We start from the raw sequence: 22753 nt of genomic DNA on the forward strand, positions 1-22753 counted from the left end.
CTTAGATCACTTTCGCTTCATTGCGCAACAGTTGCACCAATTCCGACGTTTGAGCTGCCAATTCGCCAGAGAGAATGCGGCCCGCCTGTTTTTTCGGAGGCAATGTCTGATCGACGATTTCTGTCTTTGCTTTTGCCTCATCGGCTGTAATTCCCAAATCATCTGCGCCGAGTCTATCCAAAGGTTTTTTCTTCGCTTTCATGATACCTGGGAGAGAAGGATAGCGCGGCTCGTTTAGTCCTTGCTGAGCCGTAATCAAAACAGGAAGGCTCGTCTCCACGACTTCCAGGTCTCCTTCTACATCGCGCTCTACGCGTACGTTCGTCCCGTCCACCTCTAGCTTCACAGCAGTCGATACATGGTTAATTCCCAGTTCTTCTGCCAGACGAGGACCGCCTTGGCCAGCCCCGGAGTCTACAGCCATTTGTCCACCAATGATGATATCGAAGCCAACCTTTTTCGCTACTGCCGCCAATACTTTGGCGACCGTGAATTCGTCTCCGAACAGAGACTCATCATCTACCAGAACAGCCTTGTCCGCGCCCATTGCCAAAGCAGTGCGCAGTGCACTTTCAGCACGGTCTGGGCCGATGCTGATCACGGTTACTTCGCCGCCGTGCTCTTCCTTGAGCTTGATTGCCTCTTCTACAGCGTACTCATCGTAGGGATTAATGATGAATTCAACGCCATCTTCAGAAATTTGTCCGTTTTGGATGACGATTTTTTCTTCTGTGTCAAACGTCTGTTTCAACACAACCACGATATTCATCAGGATGCCTCCTCCTTAGTGGTACCTCATACTTGTGAAGCTATATGCTTAACTACCGATCTGCGAATTGCGGCTTGCGCTTTTCGAGAAATGCAGTCACGCCTTCTTTTACGTCCTCCGTCGCGAAAGCATCGCCAAAGAGCTTTGCTTCTTGCTCCAAGCCTTGTGACAACGAAAGCTCCGTTGTGTTATGGATGGATGCTAGGGCAAACTTCATGGTAATCGCGCTCTTACTTGCGAAAACTGTCGCCAGCTTTTGCGCTTCTGCAAGCAACTGCTCTACAGGATAAACCGCTTCCACAAGACCGATACGCAAAGCTTCCTCGCCACCGATCATCTCAGAGGTGAGAATCATTTGTGTCGCTTTGCCACGGCCAACCAGACGCGGTAGACGTTGCGTACCACCGTAGCCAGGAATGAGTCCGAGATTCAACTCAGGCAACCCGAGCTTGGCTTCAGGTGCTGCCAAGCGGATATGGCATGCTAACGCAAGCTCCAATCCTCCGCCTAGGCAAGCTCCGTTAATTGCTGCAATAATTGGCTTCGGGAACGTTTCCAAGCGATTAAACAATGCTTGACCCTTCCTCGCCATTTCTTCTGCATTATCCCGATTCAGTTGGGTAAATTCTTTGATGTCCGCTCCCGCAATAAAAAACCGACCTTCGCCAGTCAAAACGATTGCTTTGATCTCATCGTTATTTTCCCACTGGTCCAAAAGTTCACTCAATTGACCGAGCACTGCTTGACTGAGTGCATTAGCAGGCGGGTTGCTAATCGTAACCGTAGCAACACGATCAACGATTTCTACATTCCAATGCGACGCCATTCCTCTCCCCCCAAACTCTCCCCATATATAAAAAACAGCTACTTTTCCAATCCGAGCGATCGCTCAGTCTTGCTGTTTCCATTGTAACAAACGTTTTCATGCAAAAAAAGCTTTTCTTTTCATTCTTTTCCCTTCATACCAAGCAGGAAGAGGTTATGAATGGAATCAACATAAGAGACAAGGTCGTACTTGCACTGTTTCATCACCCAAGATGTCGTCACTTCGTCCAGCGTTCCAAAAATCATTTTGCGCGTAATCCGTACCTCAAGATCGGATCGGAATACACCCTGTTCCATACCCTCTACGATCACTTCGTCAATGAGGTGAAAATACTGCTTCATCACGTTGCCGATTCCCTCACTAATGATCGGACTGGATTGGCGTAGCTCGATTTGCGTTACTTTTGCCAGATCCTGATCCATGGATAGCTGGCTCAAGTGTGCATGAATGAGTACATACAGCTTTTGCTCAATGGTCGTCGCTTCCGAAATGCGTTTGCGGTTGGTCTCCACAAACTGGCCCATCTTTTCGTTAAACAGTGAAATCAAAATATCATCCTTGTTTTCAAAATAGAGGTATATGGTGCCGTCTGCTACCTTCGCCTCTTTCGCAATTTTCGATACCTGGGCACTGTAATAACCCTGTCTGGCGATTACTCGAACAGCAGCATCAATAATGGCTTGATACTTTTCCCCCGTTTTCTTTGCCATAACTACCTCCATGTTTACTAACATTGATGACTAAATGAATGATCACTCATTCATAATTAGTGTAATACAGGGCCACTCCTCTGTCAATCGCAAGAGGTCAGCAAAAAAGGCCGCTTTCCACCTGGGATCGCAAGCCTCAAAACATCCGCTACTAGCTCGTTTTGATTTCTTCCTTGGCTTCCCTTTTCTTCTTGTCTTCTTCTTGTAATTGGCGACGCAATACCTTTCCGACCATGGTTTTGGGCAAATCTGTACGAATCTCGTATTGTCTTGGAATTTTATAGGCGGCGAGTCTCTGTCTGCAATGCGATTCCAGATCGTCTTCACTCGCGAGCTGTCCATCCTTGAAAACGACGAATGCTTTGACGGTTTCACCCCGGTACGGGTCTGGGACTCCGATGACTGCTGCCTCCTGGATGGCGGGATGCTCAAACAGCACTTCTTCTACTTCGCGCGGATAAATATTGAAGCCACCGGCTATAATCATGTCTTTTTTGCGATCGACGATATAGAAATAGCCGTTTTCGTCCATATAGCCCATATCTCCCGTCAAAAACCAGCCATCCCTTAATACGGCAGCGGTTTCCTCTGGGCGATTCCAATAGCCGAGCATGACTTGGGGTCCTTTTACGGCCAACTCCCCGACCTCTCCTTGGGGCATCTCTTCTCCTGTAGCCGTATCCACAATTCGGCAATCCGTGTCTGGCCACGGCATTCCGATGCTTCCCGTAATGCCCTTTTCCCAAATAGGATTGGAATGGGTTACCGGAGAGGCTTCTGTCATCCCATAACCCTCGACCAGCTTGCCGCCGGTCAGCTCCTCAAATTTGAGCTTCACTTCGATCGGCAACGGAGCTGATCCACTGACGCATGCGTCGATGGAAGAAAGATCATGCTTCTTCAAGTCCGGGTGGTTGATGAGACCGATATACATGGTGGGTGCCCCTGGGAAAAGAGTAGGCTTGCACTTGTCGATCATTTCAAATATTTGCTTCACGTCGAATTTAGGAACGAGAATAATTTCTGCTGCGATACAAATGCCTTTGTTCATCACGGTAGTCATTCCATACACGTGGAACAGCGGGAGCACACACAAAATCCGTTCCTTTCCCATTTTCAGCTTGTAAAGGACCGCTTGGCACTGGACTGCATTCGCAATGAGATTGGCGTGCGTCAGCATGACGCCTTTGGCAACACCTGTTGTCCCTCCTGTATATTGGAGGAGCGCGATGTCCTGGGTCGGATCGACTGGTACTTCCACAGGCTTGGTAGCGCTTTCTTTTAATACGGAAAGAAAAGGCTCAATATCTGCGCTGTATGTAACCTGCGGATTTTGTCCTTGTTTCTTCTGAACGAACGGATAGAGCCATTTTTTCAATAAGGGAAGGAAATCACCAATGCTTGTGATGATGATTCGTTGAAGTGAGGTAGATGCACGGACTTGGGTAACACGTTTGTACAACAAATCCAGTGTGATGATGGTCTCAGCGCCTGAATCGTTCATTTGGTGAATCAATTCTCGCTCGGTATATAGTGGGTTGGTCATGACCACGATGGCACCTGCAAAAAGCGCACCGTAGTAGCTGATGACGGCTTGAGGAGTATTCGGCAGCATAATCGCCACGCGGTCTCCTTTCTTTACACCGCGCTTGATCAATGCATTGGCAAATTGGTATGACAACTGCAAAAGCTCTCGATACGTAATGCTTTTTCCCATGAAATAGATCGCGTTACTGTCTGGATACATAGCTGCAGACTGCTCCAGAAATTGCGTCAAAGGAACACGGGGGTAATCCAATGACGGCGCAGTTTCGGGCGGGTAATTGGCAATCCAAGGCTTGGCATTTGACATGGTCATTCCCTCCATCCCTTAAATGGCCTTGCCTCTCCCTATGATCTACATTCATAATCTCTTCCTAATGACTATTGTATTCGAAACATATTCAATTTTCCAATTAAAATCATATATTTTCCTTTTTTTGGAACAAGTCTATTCGACAAAAAAAAGGACACAGCCCATGATGAAGCTCGTATCCTTTGCCCTTATGCTCTTTCGCGTCTTACGGTGCTACTTCCTTATTAATTTGCTGGCGTGCTCTTTCTCGTTCAGCTGTGGGGACGAGATGATACCAGCCCACGATTCCATTATGCCAAATACGCTCATCCTGCCCGACCAGTGTATCAGCTTGAATGGAGTTCGGGGTGCCATCGCCATAAGACAATAACAGAGAGGCGATTTCCTGCTCAGTGAGGTCCGTTTTCACATGCTGACCCAGTATTTCCATGAGTGAAAATGCCTTGGTATACACTTGAAGCGAGGTGCCTTTAGAAGCCAACGCTTTGAGAATCTCCTGCTGTCGGCCAATCCGCATGTAATCACTGTCTTCCTTGCCTAGATCACTTTTGCGGTAGCGGGCGTAATCCAATGCCTGTTCACCCGATAAAGTCTGTAGCCCTGGCTGAATGTCAATATATGTGTCGTCGCTCGGATCGCTGTACTTCATACGTTTCTTCACATCGACAGTGACACCGCCCAGCTCGTCTACAATTTGACGGAAGCCATCGAAATCTACAGAGATATACCGATCAATTTTTATTTGCAAAAATTTTTCCAGCGATTCTTTTACCATCTGCGGACCACCAAAAGCCATCGCATGGTTCACTTTATCGTATCCTTTTCCCGACAGCTCCATGTAGCTGTCACGCGGAATCGCCAAAAGGTAGACGGATTGCTTCCCGGGATGAATCGCCGCAAGCATCATTGTATCTGAACGAGCACTTTCCCCGTCTCGACTATCCACACCAAGAAGCAGAGCGACGAACGGCTTCAATGGTTCTGTTCCTGTCAAAAGATCACGAGGAGGAAGGGATGCAGCTGCCTGTTTTGCGCTCCCTTTGGCTCCATCAATCGGAGCATACCACTGATTTGTCATTTGCTTGTATTGATAGGCACTGTAGGCAACCACCAGCAACGCCCCGATCGCCAAACAGGAAAAGGTATGAAACGCAATCTGTTTTCCATGTCGCTTGAAAAATGTCCATATAAACATGACAAAGCCTCCCCCTTTGCTTCCATTTTTAACAGGGGAGACTTCGTTTAAACCTATGTGCGTTCGACAACCATCGCCATACCCATCCCACCGCCTACACAAAGGGCAGCCAAGCCTCGTTTCAGCTGTCGCCGCTTCATTTCGTGCAACAAGGTTATGACTATTCGGCAGCCAGTAGAACCGACAGGGTGACCCAGCGCGATGCCGCTTCCGTTCACATTCGTTATTTCCCGCGGCAGCTCCAGCAGTTTTTCCACGGCGAGGTATTGCGCGGCGAATGCTTCGTTTACTTCGATCAGTTCAATATCCGCGATCGTCAGTCCAGCTTTTGCCAATGCCCGCTTCACTGCTGGAACGGGTCCATACCCCATCAAATCGGGTTCTACCCCCGCTACCGCCCACGAGACAATTTTGCCGAGTGGTTCGATCCCGAGCTCTCTCGCTTTTCCTTCTGTCATCAAAGCGGCTGCAGACGCTCCATCGTTGAGCCCGGAGGCATTGCCTGGGGTCACTGTACCATTGTCACGAAAACTCGGTCTTAGTTTCGCGAGACTTTCCAGGGTCACTCCCCTGCGAGGGAATTCGTCTTCCGTAACCATGATTTCTTCTGTGCGTTTTTTAATAGGGACCCCGATGATTTCCTCGGCAAACAAACCGGTGTCTATGGCACGGATCGCATTCTGCTGACTGCGCAAGGCAATTTCATCCGACTCCTCACGTGTGATCCCATAACGATCGACCAGACGTTCTGCCGTTTCGCCCATTAGGATTTGATGGTGGGGATCTGTTAACAACTCCCACATCGCATCCGTCATTTCCCCATGTGTCAATCGTTTGCCCCAGCGCGCATTTTTCAGGACATACGGGGCATTGCTCATGCTCTCTACGCCGCCTGCCAAGACGATTTCACTGTCGCCTAAAAGGATTTGAGAAGCGCCGCTCACAATCGCTTGCATACCGGAAGCACATTGACGTTGAATCGTGAAGCCCGTCACTTCTTTCCCCAACCCTGCATCCAATGCTGCCACTCGCGCTATGTTTGGCTCGTCTGTACGCTGAATGCAATTCCCTAAAATGACTTCATCAATTTGAGAAGCTTCCAGGCCAGATCGAGCCATGACACCACGAATGACGGTTTCTGCTAACTTGCGAGCGCTTACATCTTTCAAGACGCCACCAAACGTACCGATTGGCGTACGTCCAGCAGCAGCAATGACAACCTGCTCCATTTGTTTTCCCCTCCATTGAGTACCCTATTTTCTTTATTGTCTCACACGGAAGTTACATGGCGGTTCTAAGCGATGTTTTTCAATACAACGGTGACCCATTCGTCTTGTTGACTTTCTTTTTCTACTTGGAAGCCTGCCTGTTCAAATGTAGCGATGACAGCTTCTCGATTCCATTCGACAATTCCCGAGAGAATCAACGTTCCTCCAGGTGTCATTTGCTCCGTAATCATCGGAAGCATCGCGACATTTTCATCGCCCCCGATGTTGACAAGAATGACATCAGCCTGGCCAGGCAATTGGGACTTCACTGCGTCCTCGCTCGCATCGCCAATGACAACTTGTACAGCGTGGTTAGGAAGATGGTTATTGGTTGCATTGACAAGAACCTGATACTCGCTTTGTGGATTAATGTCCACTGCCCATACGGGATGCTTCGCTCCATTCAAGGCGCAGTACAAAGAGAGAATTCCTGAGCCAGCTCCTACATCAATGACTTGCTTACCCTCCAGATCCATTTCTTGCAAAAACAAAAGAACGTCCTGTGTCGTTCCATGATAGCCGGTTCCGAAGGCTGCACCTGGATCGATCCATAGAATGTGCCGAGCCGACTCCAACGCGGCGGGGTCCGTCCACGTTGGTGCCACCCACCAGTCGCCTATCTTGACTTCCCGGAACTCCTCTTTCCACGATTCATTTTCCTCAGCTACGAGTTCTACTTCTTTTAGGGTGACTTGTCCATTCCAGCGTCGAATGTAGGCCTTCAGGCGGGATACATGCTCCTCTTCGCGATCGTGCTGGGGTTCAAACAAATAACCAACAAGTGGACCTTCCGTATTTTCTGCGTAATCATATCCGTTTTCCGTTGTCAGGACTTCAATTTGCGGTTCGATCCAGCCAAGCGTGTAGGAGCTGGTCAAAACCTCTGCCACAAACAAATCCTCAATTTCTGGTTCCACTAATAATGTGTATTTGAGCCACATGTTTTCCATGATGAAAAATGCTCCTTCCCTTTTGCTGTCATTCGCCCCTATTCTTGCGGACATCTTTTCCCTCATATGTGGATGGCAAGGATGATAGAGAACATGGTATGATAATAGAATGGACTATCACAACCGCAGGGAGGCTTACCATGTTTGACGAATTTTTTTACCGTCGCCGCAAAAACAAGGGACTTTTCATCGTCATGATTGCCCTCATCGTTCTTGGCATTGGCATGTTCGGTATGGGTTTCCTCTATATGTTCTCGTAAGTCGGAACAACATCATTATACCCTACGAACCGTGCTGCACCCACTGTATCTGTCCAAACAATTGGGGCGTGAAGTTTTCTACTGTGGTTGCTTTACTTCCCCTTGTTTACTCGATTATACTTGAGAATGTATTTTTCCTGTACGTTTGATATAGAAAGAAGGTTCACTCCATGTCGCGAATTCTCATCTCCGGGTACTACGGCTTTAATAATGCCGGAGACGATGTGGTCCTGTACGGCATCATCAGCTCTCTTAAGCGGGAACAACCAAATATCTCTCTCGCCGTCTTGTCCAATCAACCTGATCGGACTGCGGAATTGTTCGGGATTGAAGCCTATAACCGCTGGAGCTTTGGAACCATCGTCCGCGAGCTTTCGCAAAGTGACATGCTGGTGATGGGCGGCGGTACACTGATGCAGGATGTAACCAGTCCACGCAGTGTCCTCTACTATTTGGGCATCGTCACCATTGCCAAGCTTTTAGGTAAACCCGTGGTCTTTTACGCACAAGGGTTTGGACCCATCCTCAAATCGCTCAGTCGCACGATGATTAAACGCGTGGTGAATCACGTCAACATCATCACGGTTCGCGACTACGAATCAGGGGAGGATTTCAAAGCCTGCGGCGTAAAAAAAGCCCCTATTTATATTACAGCTGACCCTGCTCTGACGATATCCCCAGACGATATTGCCGATCAACGGGGAAATGAGCTGCTCCATGGTATGTTTGATGATCCTTCCAAGCCTTTGGTCGCCATCTCTGTCCGAGACTGGAAGCAGGAACAGTCATTCAAACAAAAGATAGCCCGAGCAGCAGATTGGTTTATCATGCGCGGATGGAATGTTCTCTTCCTGCCGATGCATGTCCCTAGTGATTTGGCACCTTCCCAGGAAATCATGGACCAGATGAGCCAACCGGGAGCACGTCTTCTCGATGCACCTGTAACTTTTCATGATATTATGTCGGTACTGAAGCAATGCAACTACGTCGTTGGAATGCGGCTTCACTCGCTCATTCTTGCGTGCATGCTGCGAATCCCTTTTATCGGCATCTCCTACGATCCGAAAATCGATCGATTCGTCGAACGCGCTGGAATGCCCAATGCAGGTCACATTACTGAACTCGATGAAACGACACTTTTGACTTTGCTCGCTGAAAAACTGGACAACCTCGATCACGAAATTGATGTGGTAACGAAGCATTCCCATCTGTTAGCGATTGAAGCATCCAAAAGCAGTGAACTTGTTCTGCAGGGGCTGCGTAAATAAGGCTGACGTGAAAAAGAGGACATCAATCCTTTTCTTCACAAGTGTTACTTGTTTCCTCTCCCCGTTCACCCATTCAACCTGGCAACCAACCGGGAAATGAGAACCGTTTTGGACATCGGCTGTGACGGTCGGGGAAAAACCTGCTGTGATGACGCGATGGGGTTCGTAGGCGAACCGGAAAAGACGCTGGAGCAATGCTCTCTTCTTGGAGCAAGCCTTGATTGACGTCTCTCGTACATCAATCGCATGACGATCAAGCAGCTTCGAAAAATTCAACAAAGCGTGGTGCAGCCTGCGGTTTACCAGCGAGAGATTCCGTTGCACAATCAGTTGCAGGATTTGGCGAAATAGGAAAGATCACACAAAACCCCTTCCTCCGTTTGTGGAGAAAGGGGTTTTTCGGTTTGGTTAATCGTTATTCGTATTGGACTTTAACGAGGAAGCCTGCTTCCTCCGAATGAATTGGATAAAGGAGCGCAGCTTGTTTCCGCCTGGCAGCCAGTCCAACTCCTTGTCTTCAATGAGTGGAATGAGAATGAGCAGTCCCAGGTAGATGATGAGTCCTACACCGACTCCAGCGACGGTCTCTATCGCTCCCAACATGCGCACTGGCTCTCTTCCCCTGAACAGGAAATCAACTGCTTCTGTCGCTCCCCAAGCCAGAATCAGCATGAGGTTAGCCACCAGTAACGGATAAACGGTATCAAAGCGCCAGTTAATCGGAATCGATACGTAACGGTTGATGACTCGCATATTCAGTACGCATACAAATGCAGTAGCAACGAGCCAAGACAGGGACAAGCCGTCCATACCGAACATCGAGGTAAACACGAGTGTCGCCAGTACCTTCACAATAACACCGTACAACAGATGACGCGCAGGGATTTTTTCTTTGCCAATCCCTTGCAGGATACCGTTTGTAGCAAGCAACAAGGAAAGCGGAATCGCTGTGATGCCTAAAATCGCCATGGCACGTGTGCCTTCCATATCACCATACAACGCCAGATTCGCCCCTTCCGCTACAGCTGTCAGTCCCAGACCTGCAGGTAGACCGATTAGCCAAGCAAAGCGCAGGGATAGCTTGGTCAAGGTCGTAATCCGTTCTTGATCCTTTTGTCTGATCGCTTCGGCAATGGCAGGGACGATCGAGAGGGCAATCGACGATCCGAACAAGCTCGCCATTTGCAGAAGTGGTCCTCCCCTGCTATAAATACCAAACCAGGTATCCGCCGTCAAGCCGTCCACATTCCATATGTAGCGGAAGATGTTGATCGCCAGAAAGGAATCCGTCAGGCTGAAAATCGGGATAACTAAGGCGCTGATACAAATCGGCCAAGCAATTCGCCACATCGAGGCGAAGAAGGCACGATCATACCACCAAGTAAGGCGCCCCCACTCAGCCCCACTAAATACGGAATTTTTCCGGTTGTGGAGCCACATGAGCAATGCTAGAAACCCGAGACTTAAAAACGTACTGATCATCGTACCGAAATTGACTCCAGTAATCACGGTATCCGTATCTTCACCGAGTGACACAAGATACAGGGAAGCTACCAAAATAAAAACGACACGCAAGGTCTGCTCCACAATTTGCGAGAGCCCGACAAATAACATTTTTTGATGGCCGTAGAAAAAGCCGCGAATAACCGCAATCAAGGGAACGAACAGCAGCGACATGGAAATCGCTCGGATCGGCTCAATCAAATGCGGATTCCCCATGAGCTTTGCGATGAGTGGAGAGCTGATGTACAGGAGCCCAAACAAGACAAGTCCGATGGCGCCCATCATGACCATGCTACGGGCCAAAATCTGTCCAATAGAGCCTTGTTTTCCTTCAGCCAACGCCTCAGCAATCACTCTCGACAATGCTACTGGCACACCTGCTGTCGCCAATATGAGAAAGGTCAGGTAGAGAGGATATACTTCCTGATAGAGTCCGAGACCTCTGTCGCCCACTATCTCCTGAAGCGGAATCCGATAAAACATCCCGATAACTTTTGACAAAATCCCCGCTATAGCTAAGATCAACGCTCCTGCGAGAAAGTGACTTTTTTTCAACATGGGTAACTCCTTTATTCGTCTCTTTGACTGGATACCCGTGGGACAGCACCAATCGACATGAACCCACTCTCTATCCTACTATCATTTCCCTCTTCCAGCAAACAGGTATATCGATGGAATTTCGCAGGAATACTGGTGAAAAACAGATTCCTTTGATTTTTTTTAATCATCTGCCTGTGTGATCTATGAGTAGGAGGAGATATTATGCCCACAACCGGATTTTTGATCCGTCATTTACAGTGGCCGTTAATGGAGGCTTTGAAAGGAAATCGCATCCGTCCTTACATGAAAGAATTACAAGCAACACAGCGTCTATCTGCCGAAACGCTTACCGTGCAGCAGCGAGAAAAGCTAGTGAAACTACTCGATCATGCGATACAAAATGTACCAGCTTATACTGCCTTCGCCCCAGATTGGAGTAAAATGCGCGAGATGCCTGAACGTTTTTTGCAGCGGATCCCTGTTCTGACCAAAACACACTTTCGGCAAAACGCTGATCAATATTTGAGCCAGGGCCGACAAACAAGCAGGCTCATTGGAAATCGAACGGGAGGCTCCACGGGTGAACCCACTCATTTTTACCTTGATCGTCCAACTGTCGAGCGATATGAAGCTGCACGGTGGTTTGGGCTATCCTGGTACGGCATTCGCATTGGTGACCCATGTGTAATGATTTGGGGCTCTCCACTCGAATTAAACGCCCAGCAAGCTCGCCGCTACCGCTGGAAGGAACGCTGGTTAAAGAACCGCATGATGATATCTGCCTATGAACTGGATGAAAGACATTTGGAAGCAAACCTGCGCCTGATCCGGGAATTCCGCCCAGCCTATTTATACGGGTACGCCTCCGCGCTGCATACCCTCGCCATGATGATGGTACGACGCGGCATGACACTCGGTATCCCGCTCAAAGCTGTGGTCTCTACAGCAGAAAGCCTGCACGAACACCAGCGGCAAACGATTGCCCAGGCTTTTGATGCGCCTGTTGTGAATGAATACGGCGCCCGTGACGGCGGAATGATCGCCTATCAATGCAAGGCTGGGAGCATGCATGCCTTTTCCGGGAACTGTTATTTGGAGGTAGTCGATCCAATCACGCACATTCCCGTCTTCAAAGGGCACCCAGGAGCACTGCTTGTTACAGACCTGCACAATACCGTCATGCCTCGCCTGCGCTACCAATTAGGAGATGTTGTCGCGCTTTCAGATTCAGCCTGCTCATGCAATCTCGCTTTTCCCCTTCTTGCTTCGATCGACGGCAGAGAAGACGACATGTTCCTATCACGAAATGGAAAGTATGTGCACGGACATTATTTTAATCACATCGTCCGCAATATGGATAGCTTCCGCACCTTCCAGATCGTCCAGCATGAGCCGGAGCGACTGAGCCTGAGACTGGTGAAGGAGCCCGAACGATTTTTGCCTTCCGATGAAGCCAAGCTTTTGGCAGGAATTCGCGCAGCATTAGGTCAAGTGAGTATCCACGTTTCTTATGTGGAGACCATCCCCCCCGCAAGCTCGGGTAAGACTCGCTATGCAATCAGGGAATTCCCGCTTACGAGCGCCCACCCGTTGGAGTAGACCGCTTGCGTACTTTTTGCAGCAACTCCGACACAAGTGGCTCGCGAACCAAAATGAGCACCACGAGATATAAAAGAGCAGCACCGATAATTCCCAGAGGCAAGTATAACCAGACAGGCAATACGGATAACCATGGATCAACGAACAAAATAGCACCGGCCATGACTGCGCAGCCCAGAATGGTTTTCCCCGTAGTCATGAGAAAATTCGCTCGTACAGGACTGCCTACTGCCCTCCATAGCAAAATAAACAGAAGGAGCGCTTGACTAATAGCCGAAACCGCATTAGCGAGAGCAATTCCGCCATGACCAAGCAGTGGAATGAGCAACCAGTTGGCAAGGGCATACACACCAATCCCAATCGCCCCGATCATAACGGGTGTCTTCGTGTTTTCCAGTGCATAAAAGGCGCGGGTCAGCAAGTCTCTCGACGCTAAAAAGAAAAGTCCCACGCCGTAAAACGGCAGTGCCCACGCTGTCAAAGCGACAGAATGCTCATCGAACGCACCGCGCTCAAAAGCTAGTCGGATAATAGGCTCTGCGTATAGCGCAAGTCCAACCGTCACCGGCAACAGCAAAATGAGGAGATAGGCAAGTCCCTTTTGCAGGATTTGCTTCATCTCCGTCATTTCCCCCCGCTTGACATGACTAGCCAACAGTGGGAATAACGGCAACGTAAACGCCCCGACAAAAATAGCCAGTGGCAATTGCATGATCTGGTTCGCATTGGCGAGAGCGGAAACGACGCCAGTTCCGAGTCCTTCTGCGAAGCCTCGCTCCAAAAAGGTAGTCGCCTGAGCAACAACCGCACCAATTAAAATCGGAATGACGCGCTCGCCCATGCCTTTGAGAGCAGCGTCCTCACGCCAAGCGAAAGAGAAGCGCTGCTGGTAGCCGAATCCGCGCAAGGTCGGGAGAATCGGCAACAGTGCAGCCAAGTAACCGATTGTCGTAGCCATCGCCAAACCAATGGGTCCATACATCGGAACGAGCACATACATGCTGACAATCACCAAAGCTCCATTGAATACCGTGCCAAGCGTCGGTGTAAAGAAATGTTGGTGAGCATTGCAAATACTCGACCACAGCCCTGTTAATCCGATGAAAATAGCTGATGGCCACATCCATTGCAGCATGCTTGCCGTGAGTTCCAGCTTCTCACCTGTCAGTCCAAACATCGCAGCAAGCTCGTATGAAAAGACCACGCCTATGACAGACAGAGCAACGAATATACCTAAAATGATCGTGAGCATCTTCTGATAGAGGTCAGTCGTCCGCTCCCCTTTTTCCATCATGCCGCGCATTGTCGGAATCAGTACAGCATTGACCGCTCCCGGTATGACCAAGAACAGCGTCAGCGGGATCGTTGCCGCGATATTAAACGCATCTGCCTCCATACCAGTACCGTACAAGTTGGATACATACACACTGCGAAAAAAGCCCAGAAGCCTTCCAACGAGAGTCAGCACAACAATCATGGAAGCAATTTTTAACAAACTCATGTCCACTTTTCTCCTATCCCTATTTGAAACCCTACGTTCCAGGGTTGGTTCTAACCCCTCAAACTACCTAGTTATCATATCTTATTTCTACCGTTCCTACCAACCTCTTTCCCCCCGGCTTGCTACCGGGTTGCCAGATTCATTATAATAGGTAGGTTAATCCCTACCTGTAGGAGGACTACAATAAAAATGAGAGAAACCGTGTTGAAGTGGGGAAGCCAATCAACTACATGGTTGTATTTGCTGTTGGCCTATCCCGTAATTGATTACGTCTTGCGACAGATTCTACCGATTCCAGTCATATCTTCTTTGTGGGATGAAGCACTGCTCATCGTTCTGATGCTGTTTACGTTTGTAGCCTTTTTGCAATCAAACAGAACGATGCCTGGAATCAAACATTGGCTGGGAGCCTTTTTCGTCCTGGGTGTTGCCATCATGGTGACAGACATGGCGAACTGGGGGGCGACTGTGGAAGGATTCCGCTCTGTCTACCAGTACATCCTCGCCTTTTTCATGGGCTTCTATTTACTGAAGTCGATGGAAGACCTGGACAAGTTCATGAAGGTACTTGTGCTGGTTGGTTTCGTAGCGGCACTGTATGGTGTCTTGCAAGTCATCGTGGGCGTCAAAACACCTGAATCATGGGTGCAGGAAGGGGAAGCAGTTACAACGCGTGCATTCTCCTTCGTAACGAGCCCGAACGTATTGGGCAGCTATATGGCGTTGGTTACACCGATTGCTGCTGGTCTATTCATGACAGCTACTACTCTCAAGCAAAAATTGATTTGGGCCATTGTTGCAATGACCACCGTGCTTGCTTTGCTCTTAACCGGGTCCCGCGGTGCCTGGTTCGCTCTTGCCTTAGCCGTGTTCGTTTGCTTCTACATCTGGAACAAACGAGTAGCAGGATACTTGGTGATCGCAGGGATTATCGGGATTGTAGCCCTGTTCTTCGTTCCTGATTCTGTTCCACTTGTCGGGAAAGTAAAAGATCGCATTTTCACCCTGTTTACACCTGAATACTTCCAATCTAGCAGTGAAGGTGGACGCATCGGACGCTGGGGAAAAGCATACGACAATATGCGTATCGAACCATTGTTCGGTGTCGGACTCGGTCATCACGGCGGAGCAGTTGCCGCTCGCCATTTCGGTACCATCTATTCAGATAGCTACTTCTTTAAGAGTTTGGCGGAATACGGTCTGATCGGGATCATCCTGTTGATCGGAACCGTAATCACGATGTTCAAATACGGAGCTGGGCTCATCCGCAACCTCCAAGGCTCGCCGCATTTTTTTGCGATTCTCGGACTGCTGGGCGGATTAATAGCCGTAGCTACGCATAACCTCGTGGAAAACATTTTCGAGGTGCCGTTCATGGCCCTCTATTTCTGGCTGTTTGGCGGCTTCCTCTGCGCATTGTTCGTCGACCAGACACAAAATAAAAGGTGGTGAGGGCATGCGCCGGAATCCTATTCTCGAAACGATAAGCTGGGCGCTGTACGCCATTGCCCTGTTTCTGATTTATCAATTGCTCGTGAAACCTGCGTTCCTTGATTTAACGTGGATTGCTGTGCTCATTTTCTTGCCACTGCTAGCATTTTGCTACTTCGTGGTGCATCCGTCGGAACGTCGACAAGTGCTTGTATTTACCATCGGCTTCTTGCTCCTAGATCGGGCACTGACACGTATCGATGTGAAAACGACTGCTGCTCTATTGATCGGAGGAGCGATCGCTATCATCGTGATTGCCCTGCTTGTGAAATGGTACGGGCGTCTCAATTGGCGTGCAGTCGGCTCATTAGTTTTGATCGCCCTCTTGGCAAATGTCACGTTCAACCGGGATACATTGACTGCACTCAGTCACTTTACTGTGAACTACGAATCTGACCGTCTGTACAACGGCGATTGGGTCGATTACTTCCCAATCACACTGTACGACGTCAATGGCGATGGCAGCATGGAGATCATCACGTACGGCAATGCCGAGGAGCTTCCACTGCCTGAAAAAGTTGAAAAACCAGAGACGGAAGAAGAGAAAAAAGCAATGGCGGAGAAGCTGCGCCACCTACAGGCTGAACCTGTTTCTCTCTACGTCCTGACCTGGAAAGACGGCCAAATGGTGCGGATGCCAAATGACCAGATTCCGGCAGATACCATGGAGATCATCAAGGAAAAATTGCCGACCGATTATCCAGGCTTCCCGTATTACACAATGAAAGACGGTCAATTGGTACCAAATGTACAACGCCAACCATATGCGGAAGGCATGATGCAAATCGGAACGGCACCATATCGTGCGTTCATGCTCGATATGGAAAACATCGCAAATCAACTGGCAGAAAACGAAGGCAGTATGGACGTACGACAAACGTTGGGTTCCAAGTACACGGATCTACACATCAAAGATGGTATGCTGACAGGAAACTACGACGGCAAGGCTTTTGGTGGGATGACCAAATCCACCAAGCTGTTGACCACCATGATGCTGCCAGATGGACGAGAAGGACTCGTTGTCATGGGTGAACATCTGAGTGTACTGACCGTCGATTCTGATGGCACACTAACCGATGCCTATAGCTTGACTCGTAAAGAAGCTGAGTTGGCAAGTGGCGAGTTCATTCCTGCCGATATCGACAACGACAAGGTAGACGAACTGCTCGTAGCAGGGAAGCCTTCGTACATCTTGAAACCAAAACCAGATGGCACGTGGGAAATTTTGTGGGCAAGCGGTGACTACGACAAGAGCTTCCGCTTCTCCAACTTTGCTACAGTCGGTAACAAAGAAAAACCTGAGATCGTAGCCAAGGCGAAGAGTTGGGTAAGCACCACCGATACACGCTACTTGTCAGGCTATGACTATACACCAGAGGGATTGAAACAAAACTGGCGCATTTACATGCCGCTGATCAATGTACAAATCGGCGACATCGATGGCGACAAAGAAAACGAAATCGTGGCCAACATGTTCAATACGCATCGCATTCTCGTGTTTAAGCAGCACAACATTCCGGTATTCGGACTCACGATCGCGATATTCGTGGGACTCTTGGGATACGGAGTCGTAAGGAGGGTTCGCCATGCGTAAAGTGACGAAAGCATGGGCATTACTCGCTGCCATCTGCACAGCCTCCCTGCTCGGTGGCTGCACGTATGAATCAGGAACGAAAGCTTTTGCTACCACCAATTTTGACCAGAAGCCAGATCAAACGACCACCGTCCAAACCGAGTCAGGTGCGAAGTGGCTGAAAACAGCCCTAGAAAAAGGCAAGACGGAAAAAGATGCACAGACCTACTGGTACAAAGGTTATGTTAAAAACACAATTCTCTCTCGTACCACAACAAGTATGTTTGAGGGAGCCGTCATCAACGGGAAAGGCTACAATGTGGATGCCCGTATTGCTGCCCAACCATATTCGTACTATCGAGTTAACGACAAGCGCTATATCAAAGCCAAGGACCAGTTTGTAACAGCCCCTGATGAGCCGCTTGCTTTCGATGTATTGAAAGGTTTTGAAGACTGGCTGCCTTTCATGGACAAGGCTGTCCAATTGCCTGAGGAAAAAGCAATTGGCGTGGTCAGCGTTCCGTTCCAATTGAAAATGACAGGAGCAGAATGGCTGAAAAATAGCCAAAGCCCACTGTTTGAACCATTGAAAAAACAATTGGGAGAACGCCCTGATCTAGATTACATCTTGAAGGAATCCACGATCAAAACAACGATTTGGTTCGGCAAGGAAGATCGTCTGATCCACCAGTACGAGACGTGGATCATTCTGCCCCTGCCTGAGACCGGAACGATGGACCAGCAAGTGAAGTACAACCTGTATAAATATGGTGATACTGGTGGCATTCACATCAAAGAACCGGAAGAAGTAGAGAAATATTTGCTGTACTAAAAAAGCCTGCTGCCTTAGCTTGGCAGCAGACCTAATTGGTACGAATCAGGACCTGGCGATTCTCGTCAGGTCCTTTTATTTTGAAGCAGAAGAAGTATGTCTGTCACAAAAAACCCCCGCAGCCTTCATTGGCCCCGGGGCGATGCTGTACTATTTTTTTACCAGTTCATCCATCAATTGCGCCAGTTGCTTCGCCTGTTCACGGCGTTCGTACGGTTTCACACGCTCTGCAAAATCCGCTCCGCGTTCCTCGCTACCCGTTTGTCCTTGTGTTTTCCACTCCTGATACAGCTTCAGGTACGCTTGCTTGATCTCGTCTTTTTTCTCTGGGTCGGCTACCTGTCCGAGACGGAACTCTTCAATAATCTCTGTCGCTTCGCCTCTTTTGTTCAGAGCAAGAATCGGATTTCCAATCCCCATGTATTCGTAGAGCTTACCCGGAATATACGCTCCGGCGTCAGCGGACACATCCCCGATCAGCAAGAGGGCATTCGCACCTTTCATCAGTCCGAGTGCTTCTTTATGCGGCAGGTTCCCCAACACCCGAACGATGTCCCCCAGCCCCAATGCTTCTACACAGTCGCGATTTTCGGAATACCCCGGATAATCGAACACCCCGGCAAAACTGAGCAAAAGATCATTTCGGTCTACTGCTTTTTCATCGATGAGTTCCCGGATGGCGTGAAGAAGTAGGCGCGGGTTGCGCTTTTGGTACAAAATACCTGCGTACACCGCATGAAATTTGTCCGGAGCAGCGTGGCTAGGAGCCAACCCTTGAAAATCAGCCTGATCAAATCCATTGTAGATCAGCTCCATCCGCTTGATGCGGTCCTGGTGCTTCTCGCGAAATTTATAGGCGAAGGTCGCTGTAACGGTCGTGATCGCATCCGCTTGGGACATCACCGCCTCTTCCATTCGCTCTTCCATCCGCTCTCGCCATTCGATGCCGGAGGTGTGCATATTTTGCGTCCACGGGTCACGGAAATCCGCTACCCATTTGCAGCCAAACTCACGGGAAAGCTTTTTTGCAATTAAATGGTTCGTCACTGGTCCCGATGTAGAAAAAATCACGTCGATCTTTTCACGGCGCATCATTTCACGCCCCAGCTTGAGCGCATTCGGCATCCACAGGATTTGGTCGTCTGGAATCAACAAGTATGGTTTTACTTTTTTCAGCACATTGACGACCTGCTTTTTTACCTTCGCCTTAAACGACGGCTGTGATGGTGTGGACGTTGTATTGGCACTTGCTGATGCAGCTTGTCCCCCTCGATTCGGCAGCAGCTGCCACTCCTTCGCACGGTGAATGGTGACATCACTTGGCAGCTGTGCCAAAAGGGATGGATCGAGCGTCGCATGATAAGCAGGATCTACTGTCAGCACATGGACATTCCAGCCAAACTCCCCCAAATATTTGGCCATTTTCAACGGTCTTGGTACGCCGCCTCCCCCAATAGGTGGAAATATGTAGCATATGATCAACACGTTGTGCGTATTCATTTACGTAACCGTCCTTCTCCATTTCAATTTTCCATCATCAACGATACCATAAGTGCTGTCTTATTGCGAATCTAGCAGGCATCTGCTATAGTGAAAATGGCTTTGTTTATAAATGATCGTTCCTTTTCGGCACACCGCGTATCCGGTCGTGCCTCCATGTACATATCTCGGTAGAGGTTGTTTTTTAATTACGATTCGGGTGAATTCAGATGAGCAAATTACGAGTCCTCCACGTGATTGGCGGGGGGGAATTTGGCGGTGCTGAACAACATATTCTCAATTTAGTCACTACGTTTCCAGTCGACGAAGTAGAAGTCGCAGTCGTATGCTTCTATGATTCTCTCTTCGCGAGTAAATTGCGGGAATCAGGCATCCAAGTCATTACACTGAACCAGTTCGGACGTTTTGACTTACGATTGCTGCAGGCTCTGCGGAATGCCTTTTCCACATTCCAACCAGCGATTATCCATACGCATGGGATTAAAGCCAATTTCTTTTCCCGATTGGCAGCTCGCGGTATGAAGGTGCCTTTGCTGACCACTATTCACAGCTCACTCCGTTATGATTATTCAAGCTCCTTGGCCTATGCCATTGTCAACATAATGGAAATGAGCACGAGACATTGGAACCGTCATTATATCGCGATCAGTGGTGCGATTGCCGATATTTTGCGGGGGCAGGGTGTTCGCTCGTCTGACATTAGCGTGATTTATAACGGAATGGACATGAAGCCTTATCGGCAAAACCATTTACGTGAGAATGACCGCAATCGACTGCGTGCGGAATGGAACATACCAGAGGACGCCTTTTTATTCGGGACAGCAGCTCGCTTTGTTCCTGTTAAAGGTCTCCCGATTCTACTCGATGCTTTTCATACGCTTATGGCGGACAACAAAGAGGCTCCTTATCTCGTGCTGATCGGAGACGGCTCTGAACGTGCTGCACTCGAAGCCAAGGCAAAAGAATTGGGGCTGGAATCGCGTGTTCGGTTTGCTGGATTTCGGCAAGATATTCCTGCGTGCTTGCATGCCTTAGATGGCTTTGTCCACTCTTCCTTGTACGAAGGGCTAGGCTATACGATTATCGAGGCAATGGCTTCGGAGGTTCCTGTCGTAGCAAGCAAGGTCGGCGGTGTGAAAGAGTTTGTTTTCGATGGAGAGACGGGGCTGATCGTTGAACCGGGAAATCCCGCTTTGTTGGCGCAAGCAATGGAACGGTTTTGGACTTCACCACAGTTGCGTGAGACCCTGGTGCAAAATGCGCTGAACAAAGTAGAGTCCACTTTTACCATTGAACTCATGACCGAACAAATTGTTGCTCTTTATCGTACGTTACTGAAATGACGAAAAGCACGTTGAAACGCGAACAGCGGACATCGTGCTTTTTTTATATGATTTGTTTGAAGAATCTGTTTTTATGGTTGCCTACTCATGATCAATCTGGTTACATATGAATTGGAACTATTTTGTATAGCAAGCTGCACTAGACAGAAAGGGTGAAAATGAGATGAAATTATTTCTTTCGGTAGACATGGAAGGTATTTCAGGCATTGTGGATACGAGCTATATTAACCCGGATTCGGGGGTTAACTATCAGCGTGGCCGCCAGTTTATGACGGATGATGCCAATGCAGTTATTGAAGCTGCACTTGAGTCTGGCGTAACGGAAATTGTGGTAGCAGACAGCCACAACACGATGAACAATATTCTCTGGGAAAAACTCCATCCGAAAGCACGTCTGTTGGCAGGTTCTCCCCGCGATTCATCCATGATGCAGGGACTCGATGAGAGCTATGATGCAGCGATGTTTATCGGCTATCATACCCGCCAAGGGATTCCTGGCGTGCTCAGTCATACGATGTCCGGGGTGGTTCACAATATGTATATCAACGGACAAGTCGTGGGTGAGTTCGGCTTTAACGCCGCGATTGCGGGCATGCACAACGTTCCTGTTGTCATGGTGTCTGGTGATAATCTCATCGCCATAGAAGCACAGGAACTGATTCCAGGCATCCAAACAGCGATCGTGAAGGAAGCGGTATCCCGCACAGCTGCTATCTGTCTCTCGCGTGAAGAAGCGACCGCTGAACTGAAGCGCAAGACGGCCAATGCTTTGCGCAACCGGAACAGCATCCAGCCATTCCGTACAGCTGTACCTGTAGAGCTGGCGATGGAATTCTCCCATGCAGGACAAGCCGAGATGGCCGCAATTGTCCCCGGCACGCGCTATGAAACAGCTACAAACATGGTTTATTACAATGCAGCCAATCCGCAGGATATGTACAAAACGATGCGGGCTATGCTGAACCTGGCGTCGGGTGCAGAGTTTTTCTAAACAGGTGAGGAGGGAACGGAAGACTGATATCAGTTCTTCCGTTTTTTTACTGCTCTTGAAATGATACGGGAGCACTAAAAGATAGCCGTTACTTCAACATGAGGCCAGATGTCTCTTACGTTTTTTCCAGCAATCGTTCCGTTTGTGAGCAACTCTTCCCTTGTAGAAAACGTGTAATCATCCTGATAAAACTCACATAAATGACTTCCACGTGAGCTGTGACTGATGGAATATTCCTTTCCCTCGTAGAGAAAATGGATTTCTCGTCCCATTATTACGTCATTTCTCAAATCATCGAATGTGTATGGCAGTTGAGAACACCTAGAATTCATAGATGGATACTCCTTACAGTTTATCTGTAAAATATAATGTTTCTGTTTCTCTTCATTTTACATTTTTTTCATTTCTGAAAGCTACTGAGAAAAAAGTCCAGTCTTAACGGAGGAATGAATGGCATGGGTTTTCTAACCCAAATAAAAAAGCAGACCCATCACCTGAGTCTGCTTGTCGTTTCAGCTTTTATAGTCTGCGAACGTTCGTCGCTTGAGGACCGCGTTGACCGTTTTCTACGTCAAACTCAACCTCTTGCCCTTCGTCCAAGGATTTGTACCCTTCGCCCTGAATAGCGGAGAAGTGAACGAATACGTCATCTCCACCATCACGCTCGATAAAACCGAAACCTTTTTCACTGTTAAACCACTTTACTCTTCCACGTTCCATTTTTTGCCTCCTAGCATGTAACCCTTACATGACATTTGAAATATTGTCTTACCCCGGTT

Annotated in this window: 19 protein-coding genes; 7 read left to right on the top strand and 12 right to left on the bottom strand. The window is 48.7% G+C overall.

Going from position 1 to position 22753, the window contains the following annotated elements; genetic code table 11:
- Nucleotide 1 precedes the first annotated feature (1 nt).
- From E8L90_RS14575 to E8L90_RS14605, 7 genes are all read right to left on the bottom strand, one after another.
- Nucleotides 2–769 carry an electron transfer flavoprotein subunit beta/FixA family protein gene (locus E8L90_RS14575; RefSeq protein WP_137030013.1) on the bottom strand — a complete coding sequence of 256 codons (768 nt, stop codon included), beginning with the start codon at nt 767–769 and terminating at the stop codon, nt 2–4.
- Nucleotides 770–821: 52 nt separating this feature from the next.
- On the bottom strand, nt 822–1595 hold the full coding sequence (locus E8L90_RS14580) for an enoyl-CoA hydratase (protein WP_137030014.1): 774 nt from the start codon (nt 1593–1595) through the stop codon (nt 822–824).
- A gap of 119 nt (nt 1596–1714) precedes the next feature.
- Complete coding sequence (locus E8L90_RS14585) at nt 1715–2305, bottom strand: TetR/AcrR family transcriptional regulator (protein WP_137030015.1); 591 nt, start codon at nt 2303–2305, stop codon at nt 1715–1717.
- Nucleotides 2306–2456: 151 nt separating this feature from the next.
- Nucleotides 2457–4157, bottom strand: a complete 1701-nt coding sequence (locus E8L90_RS14590) for an AMP-binding protein (protein WP_167497603.1) — start codon at nt 4155–4157, stop codon at nt 2457–2459.
- A gap of 208 nt (nt 4158–4365) precedes the next feature.
- Nucleotides 4366–5355 (bottom strand): LCP family protein, encoded by a 990-nt coding sequence (locus E8L90_RS14595; protein WP_137030017.1) that lies wholly within the window; start codon nt 5353–5355, stop codon nt 4366–4368.
- 53 nt (nt 5356–5408) lie between these two features.
- Nucleotides 5409–6584: an acetyl-CoA C-acetyltransferase gene (locus tag E8L90_RS14600; RefSeq protein WP_137030018.1), complete on the bottom strand. Its 1176-nt coding sequence runs from the start codon at nt 6582–6584 to the stop codon at nt 5409–5411.
- Between the two features lie 65 nt (nt 6585–6649).
- Nucleotides 6650–7573, bottom strand: a complete 924-nt coding sequence (locus E8L90_RS14605) for a 50S ribosomal protein L11 methyltransferase (RefSeq protein WP_137030019.1) — start codon at nt 7571–7573, stop codon at nt 6650–6652.
- A 430-nt stretch (nt 7574–8003) separates the two neighbouring features.
- On the opposite strand from E8L90_RS14605, the gene csaB reads away from it, so the two are divergent.
- Nucleotides 8004–9101, top strand: a complete 1098-nt coding sequence (gene csaB, locus E8L90_RS14610) for a polysaccharide pyruvyl transferase CsaB (protein WP_137030020.1) — start codon at nt 8004–8006, stop codon at nt 9099–9101.
- Nucleotides 9102–9509: 408 nt separating this feature from the next.
- Here csaB and E8L90_RS14620 read toward each other — a convergent pair whose 3' ends face one another.
- Nucleotides 9510–11162, bottom strand: coding sequence for a putative polysaccharide biosynthesis protein (locus E8L90_RS14620; RefSeq protein ID WP_137030021.1), 1653 nt, complete (start codon nt 11160–11162; stop codon nt 9510–9512).
- A gap of 204 nt (nt 11163–11366) precedes the next feature.
- Between E8L90_RS14620 and E8L90_RS14625 the strand changes: the two genes are divergently transcribed.
- Nucleotides 11367–12743 (top strand): phenylacetate--CoA ligase family protein, encoded by a 1377-nt coding sequence (locus E8L90_RS14625; protein WP_137030022.1) that lies wholly within the window; start codon nt 11367–11369, stop codon nt 12741–12743.
- Here the strand turns inward: E8L90_RS14625 and murJ are convergent.
- Nucleotides 12718–14244: a murein biosynthesis integral membrane protein MurJ gene (gene murJ / locus E8L90_RS14630; protein ID WP_137030023.1), complete on the bottom strand. Its 1527-nt coding sequence runs from the start codon at nt 14242–14244 to the stop codon at nt 12718–12720. The two genes, E8L90_RS14625 and murJ, sit on opposite strands and share 26 nt — an antisense overlap.
- Before the next feature lie 189 nt (nt 14245–14433).
- On the opposite strand from murJ, the gene E8L90_RS14635 reads away from it, so the two are divergent.
- From E8L90_RS14635 to E8L90_RS14645, 3 genes are read left to right on the top strand one after another with little or no spacing between them, the layout of a single operon-like run.
- Entirely contained in the window at nt 14434–15696 is a 1263-nt protein-coding gene (locus tag E8L90_RS14635) for an O-antigen ligase family protein (protein WP_137030024.1), read from the top strand.
- 4 nt (nt 15697–15700) lie between these two features.
- Entirely contained in the window at nt 15701–17329 is a 1629-nt protein-coding gene (locus tag E8L90_RS14640) for a hypothetical protein (RefSeq protein WP_137030025.1), read from the top strand.
- Nucleotides 17322–18140, top strand: coding sequence for a hypothetical protein (locus E8L90_RS14645; protein ID WP_137030026.1), 819 nt, complete (start codon nt 17322–17324; stop codon nt 18138–18140). Before E8L90_RS14640 ends, E8L90_RS14645 begins: the two co-directional genes overlap by 8 nt.
- A 150-nt stretch (nt 18141–18290) precedes the next feature.
- Here the strand turns inward: E8L90_RS14645 and E8L90_RS14650 are convergent, their stop codons facing one another.
- The gene (locus E8L90_RS14650) at nt 18291–19640 is read right to left on the bottom strand and encodes a glycosyltransferase family 4 protein (RefSeq protein ID WP_137030027.1); all 1350 of its coding nucleotides are present in this window, start codon (nt 19638–19640) and stop codon (nt 18291–18293) included.
- 209 nt (nt 19641–19849) lie between these two features.
- On the opposite strand from E8L90_RS14650, the gene E8L90_RS14655 reads away from it, so the two are divergent.
- Nucleotides 19850–20983 (top strand): glycosyltransferase, encoded by a 1134-nt coding sequence (locus tag E8L90_RS14655; RefSeq protein ID WP_137030028.1) that lies wholly within the window; start codon nt 19850–19852, stop codon nt 20981–20983.
- A 163-nt stretch (nt 20984–21146) separates the two neighbouring features.
- Nucleotides 21147–21974, top strand: a complete 828-nt coding sequence (locus E8L90_RS14660) for a M55 family metallopeptidase (protein ID WP_137030029.1) — start codon at nt 21147–21149, stop codon at nt 21972–21974.
- A gap of 74 nt (nt 21975–22048) precedes the next feature.
- Here E8L90_RS14660 and E8L90_RS14665 read toward each other — a convergent pair whose 3' ends face one another.
- Both E8L90_RS14665 and E8L90_RS14670 read right to left on the bottom strand, forming a co-directional pair.
- Entirely contained in the window at nt 22049–22306 is a 258-nt protein-coding gene (locus E8L90_RS14665) for a hypothetical protein (RefSeq protein ID WP_162309089.1), read from the bottom strand.
- A 187-nt stretch (nt 22307–22493) separates the two neighbouring features.
- Nucleotides 22494–22694: a cold-shock protein gene (locus E8L90_RS14670; protein ID WP_007728493.1), complete on the bottom strand. Its 201-nt coding sequence runs from the start codon at nt 22692–22694 to the stop codon at nt 22494–22496.
- Nucleotides 22695–22753: the final 59 nt, after the last annotated feature.

Origin of the sequence: Brevibacillus antibioticus (genome assembly GCF_005217615.1) — a bacterium.
Lineage (GTDB): Bacteria > Bacillota > Bacilli > Brevibacillales > Brevibacillaceae > Brevibacillus > Brevibacillus antibioticus.

Excerpts from the sequence above, each read along its gene's own strand:
- E8L90_RS14600 (WP_137030018.1), bottom strand. The coding sequence starts at position 6,584 with ATGGAGCAGGTTGTCATTGCTGCTGCTGGACGTACGCCAATCGGTACG.
- E8L90_RS14650 (WP_137030027.1), bottom strand. The coding sequence starts at position 19,640 with ATGAATACGCACAACGTGTTGATCATATGCTACATATTTCCACCTATT.
- E8L90_RS14580 (WP_137030014.1), bottom strand. The coding sequence starts at position 1,595 with ATGGCGTCGCATTGGAATGTAGAAATCGTTGATCGTGTTGCTACGGTT.
- E8L90_RS14585 (WP_137030015.1), bottom strand. The coding sequence starts at position 2,305 with ATGGCAAAGAAAACGGGGGAAAAGTATCAAGCCATTATTGATGCTGCT.
- E8L90_RS14645 (WP_137030026.1), top strand. The coding sequence starts at position 17,322 with ATGCGTAAAGTGACGAAAGCATGGGCATTACTCGCTGCCATCTGCACA.
- E8L90_RS14595 (WP_137030017.1), bottom strand. The coding sequence starts at position 5,355 with ATGTTTATATGGACATTTTTCAAGCGACATGGAAAACAGATTGCGTTT.
- murJ (WP_137030023.1), bottom strand. The coding sequence starts at position 14,244 with ATGAGTTTGTTAAAAATTGCTTCCATGATTGTTGTGCTGACTCTCGTT.
- E8L90_RS14620 (WP_137030021.1), bottom strand. The coding sequence starts at position 11,162 with ATGTTGAAAAAAAGTCACTTTCTCGCAGGAGCGTTGATCTTAGCTATA.
- E8L90_RS14575 (WP_137030013.1), bottom strand. The coding sequence starts at position 769 with ATGAATATCGTGGTTGTGTTGAAACAGACGTTTGACACAGAAGAAAAA.
- E8L90_RS14670 (WP_007728493.1), bottom strand. The coding sequence starts at position 22,694 with ATGGAACGTGGAAGAGTAAAGTGGTTTAACAGTGAAAAAGGTTTCGGT.
- E8L90_RS14640 (WP_137030025.1), top strand. The coding sequence starts at position 15,701 with ATGCGCCGGAATCCTATTCTCGAAACGATAAGCTGGGCGCTGTACGCC.
- E8L90_RS14590 (WP_167497603.1), bottom strand. The coding sequence starts at position 4,157 with ATGTCAAATGCCAAGCCTTGGATTGCCAATTACCCGCCCGAAACTGCG.
- E8L90_RS14655 (WP_137030028.1), top strand. The coding sequence starts at position 19,850 with ATGAGCAAATTACGAGTCCTCCACGTGATTGGCGGGGGGGAATTTGGC.
- E8L90_RS14635 (WP_137030024.1), top strand. The coding sequence starts at position 14,434 with ATGAGAGAAACCGTGTTGAAGTGGGGAAGCCAATCAACTACATGGTTG.
- E8L90_RS14665 (WP_162309089.1), bottom strand. The coding sequence starts at position 22,306 with ATGAATTCTAGGTGTTCTCAACTGCCATACACATTCGATGATTTGAGA.
- csaB (WP_137030020.1), top strand. The coding sequence starts at position 8,004 with ATGTCGCGAATTCTCATCTCCGGGTACTACGGCTTTAATAATGCCGGA.
- E8L90_RS14605 (WP_137030019.1), bottom strand. The coding sequence starts at position 7,573 with ATGGAAAACATGTGGCTCAAATACACATTATTAGTGGAACCAGAAATT.
- E8L90_RS14625 (WP_137030022.1), top strand. The coding sequence starts at position 11,367 with ATGCCCACAACCGGATTTTTGATCCGTCATTTACAGTGGCCGTTAATG.
- E8L90_RS14660 (WP_137030029.1), top strand. The coding sequence starts at position 21,147 with ATGAAATTATTTCTTTCGGTAGACATGGAAGGTATTTCAGGCATTGTG.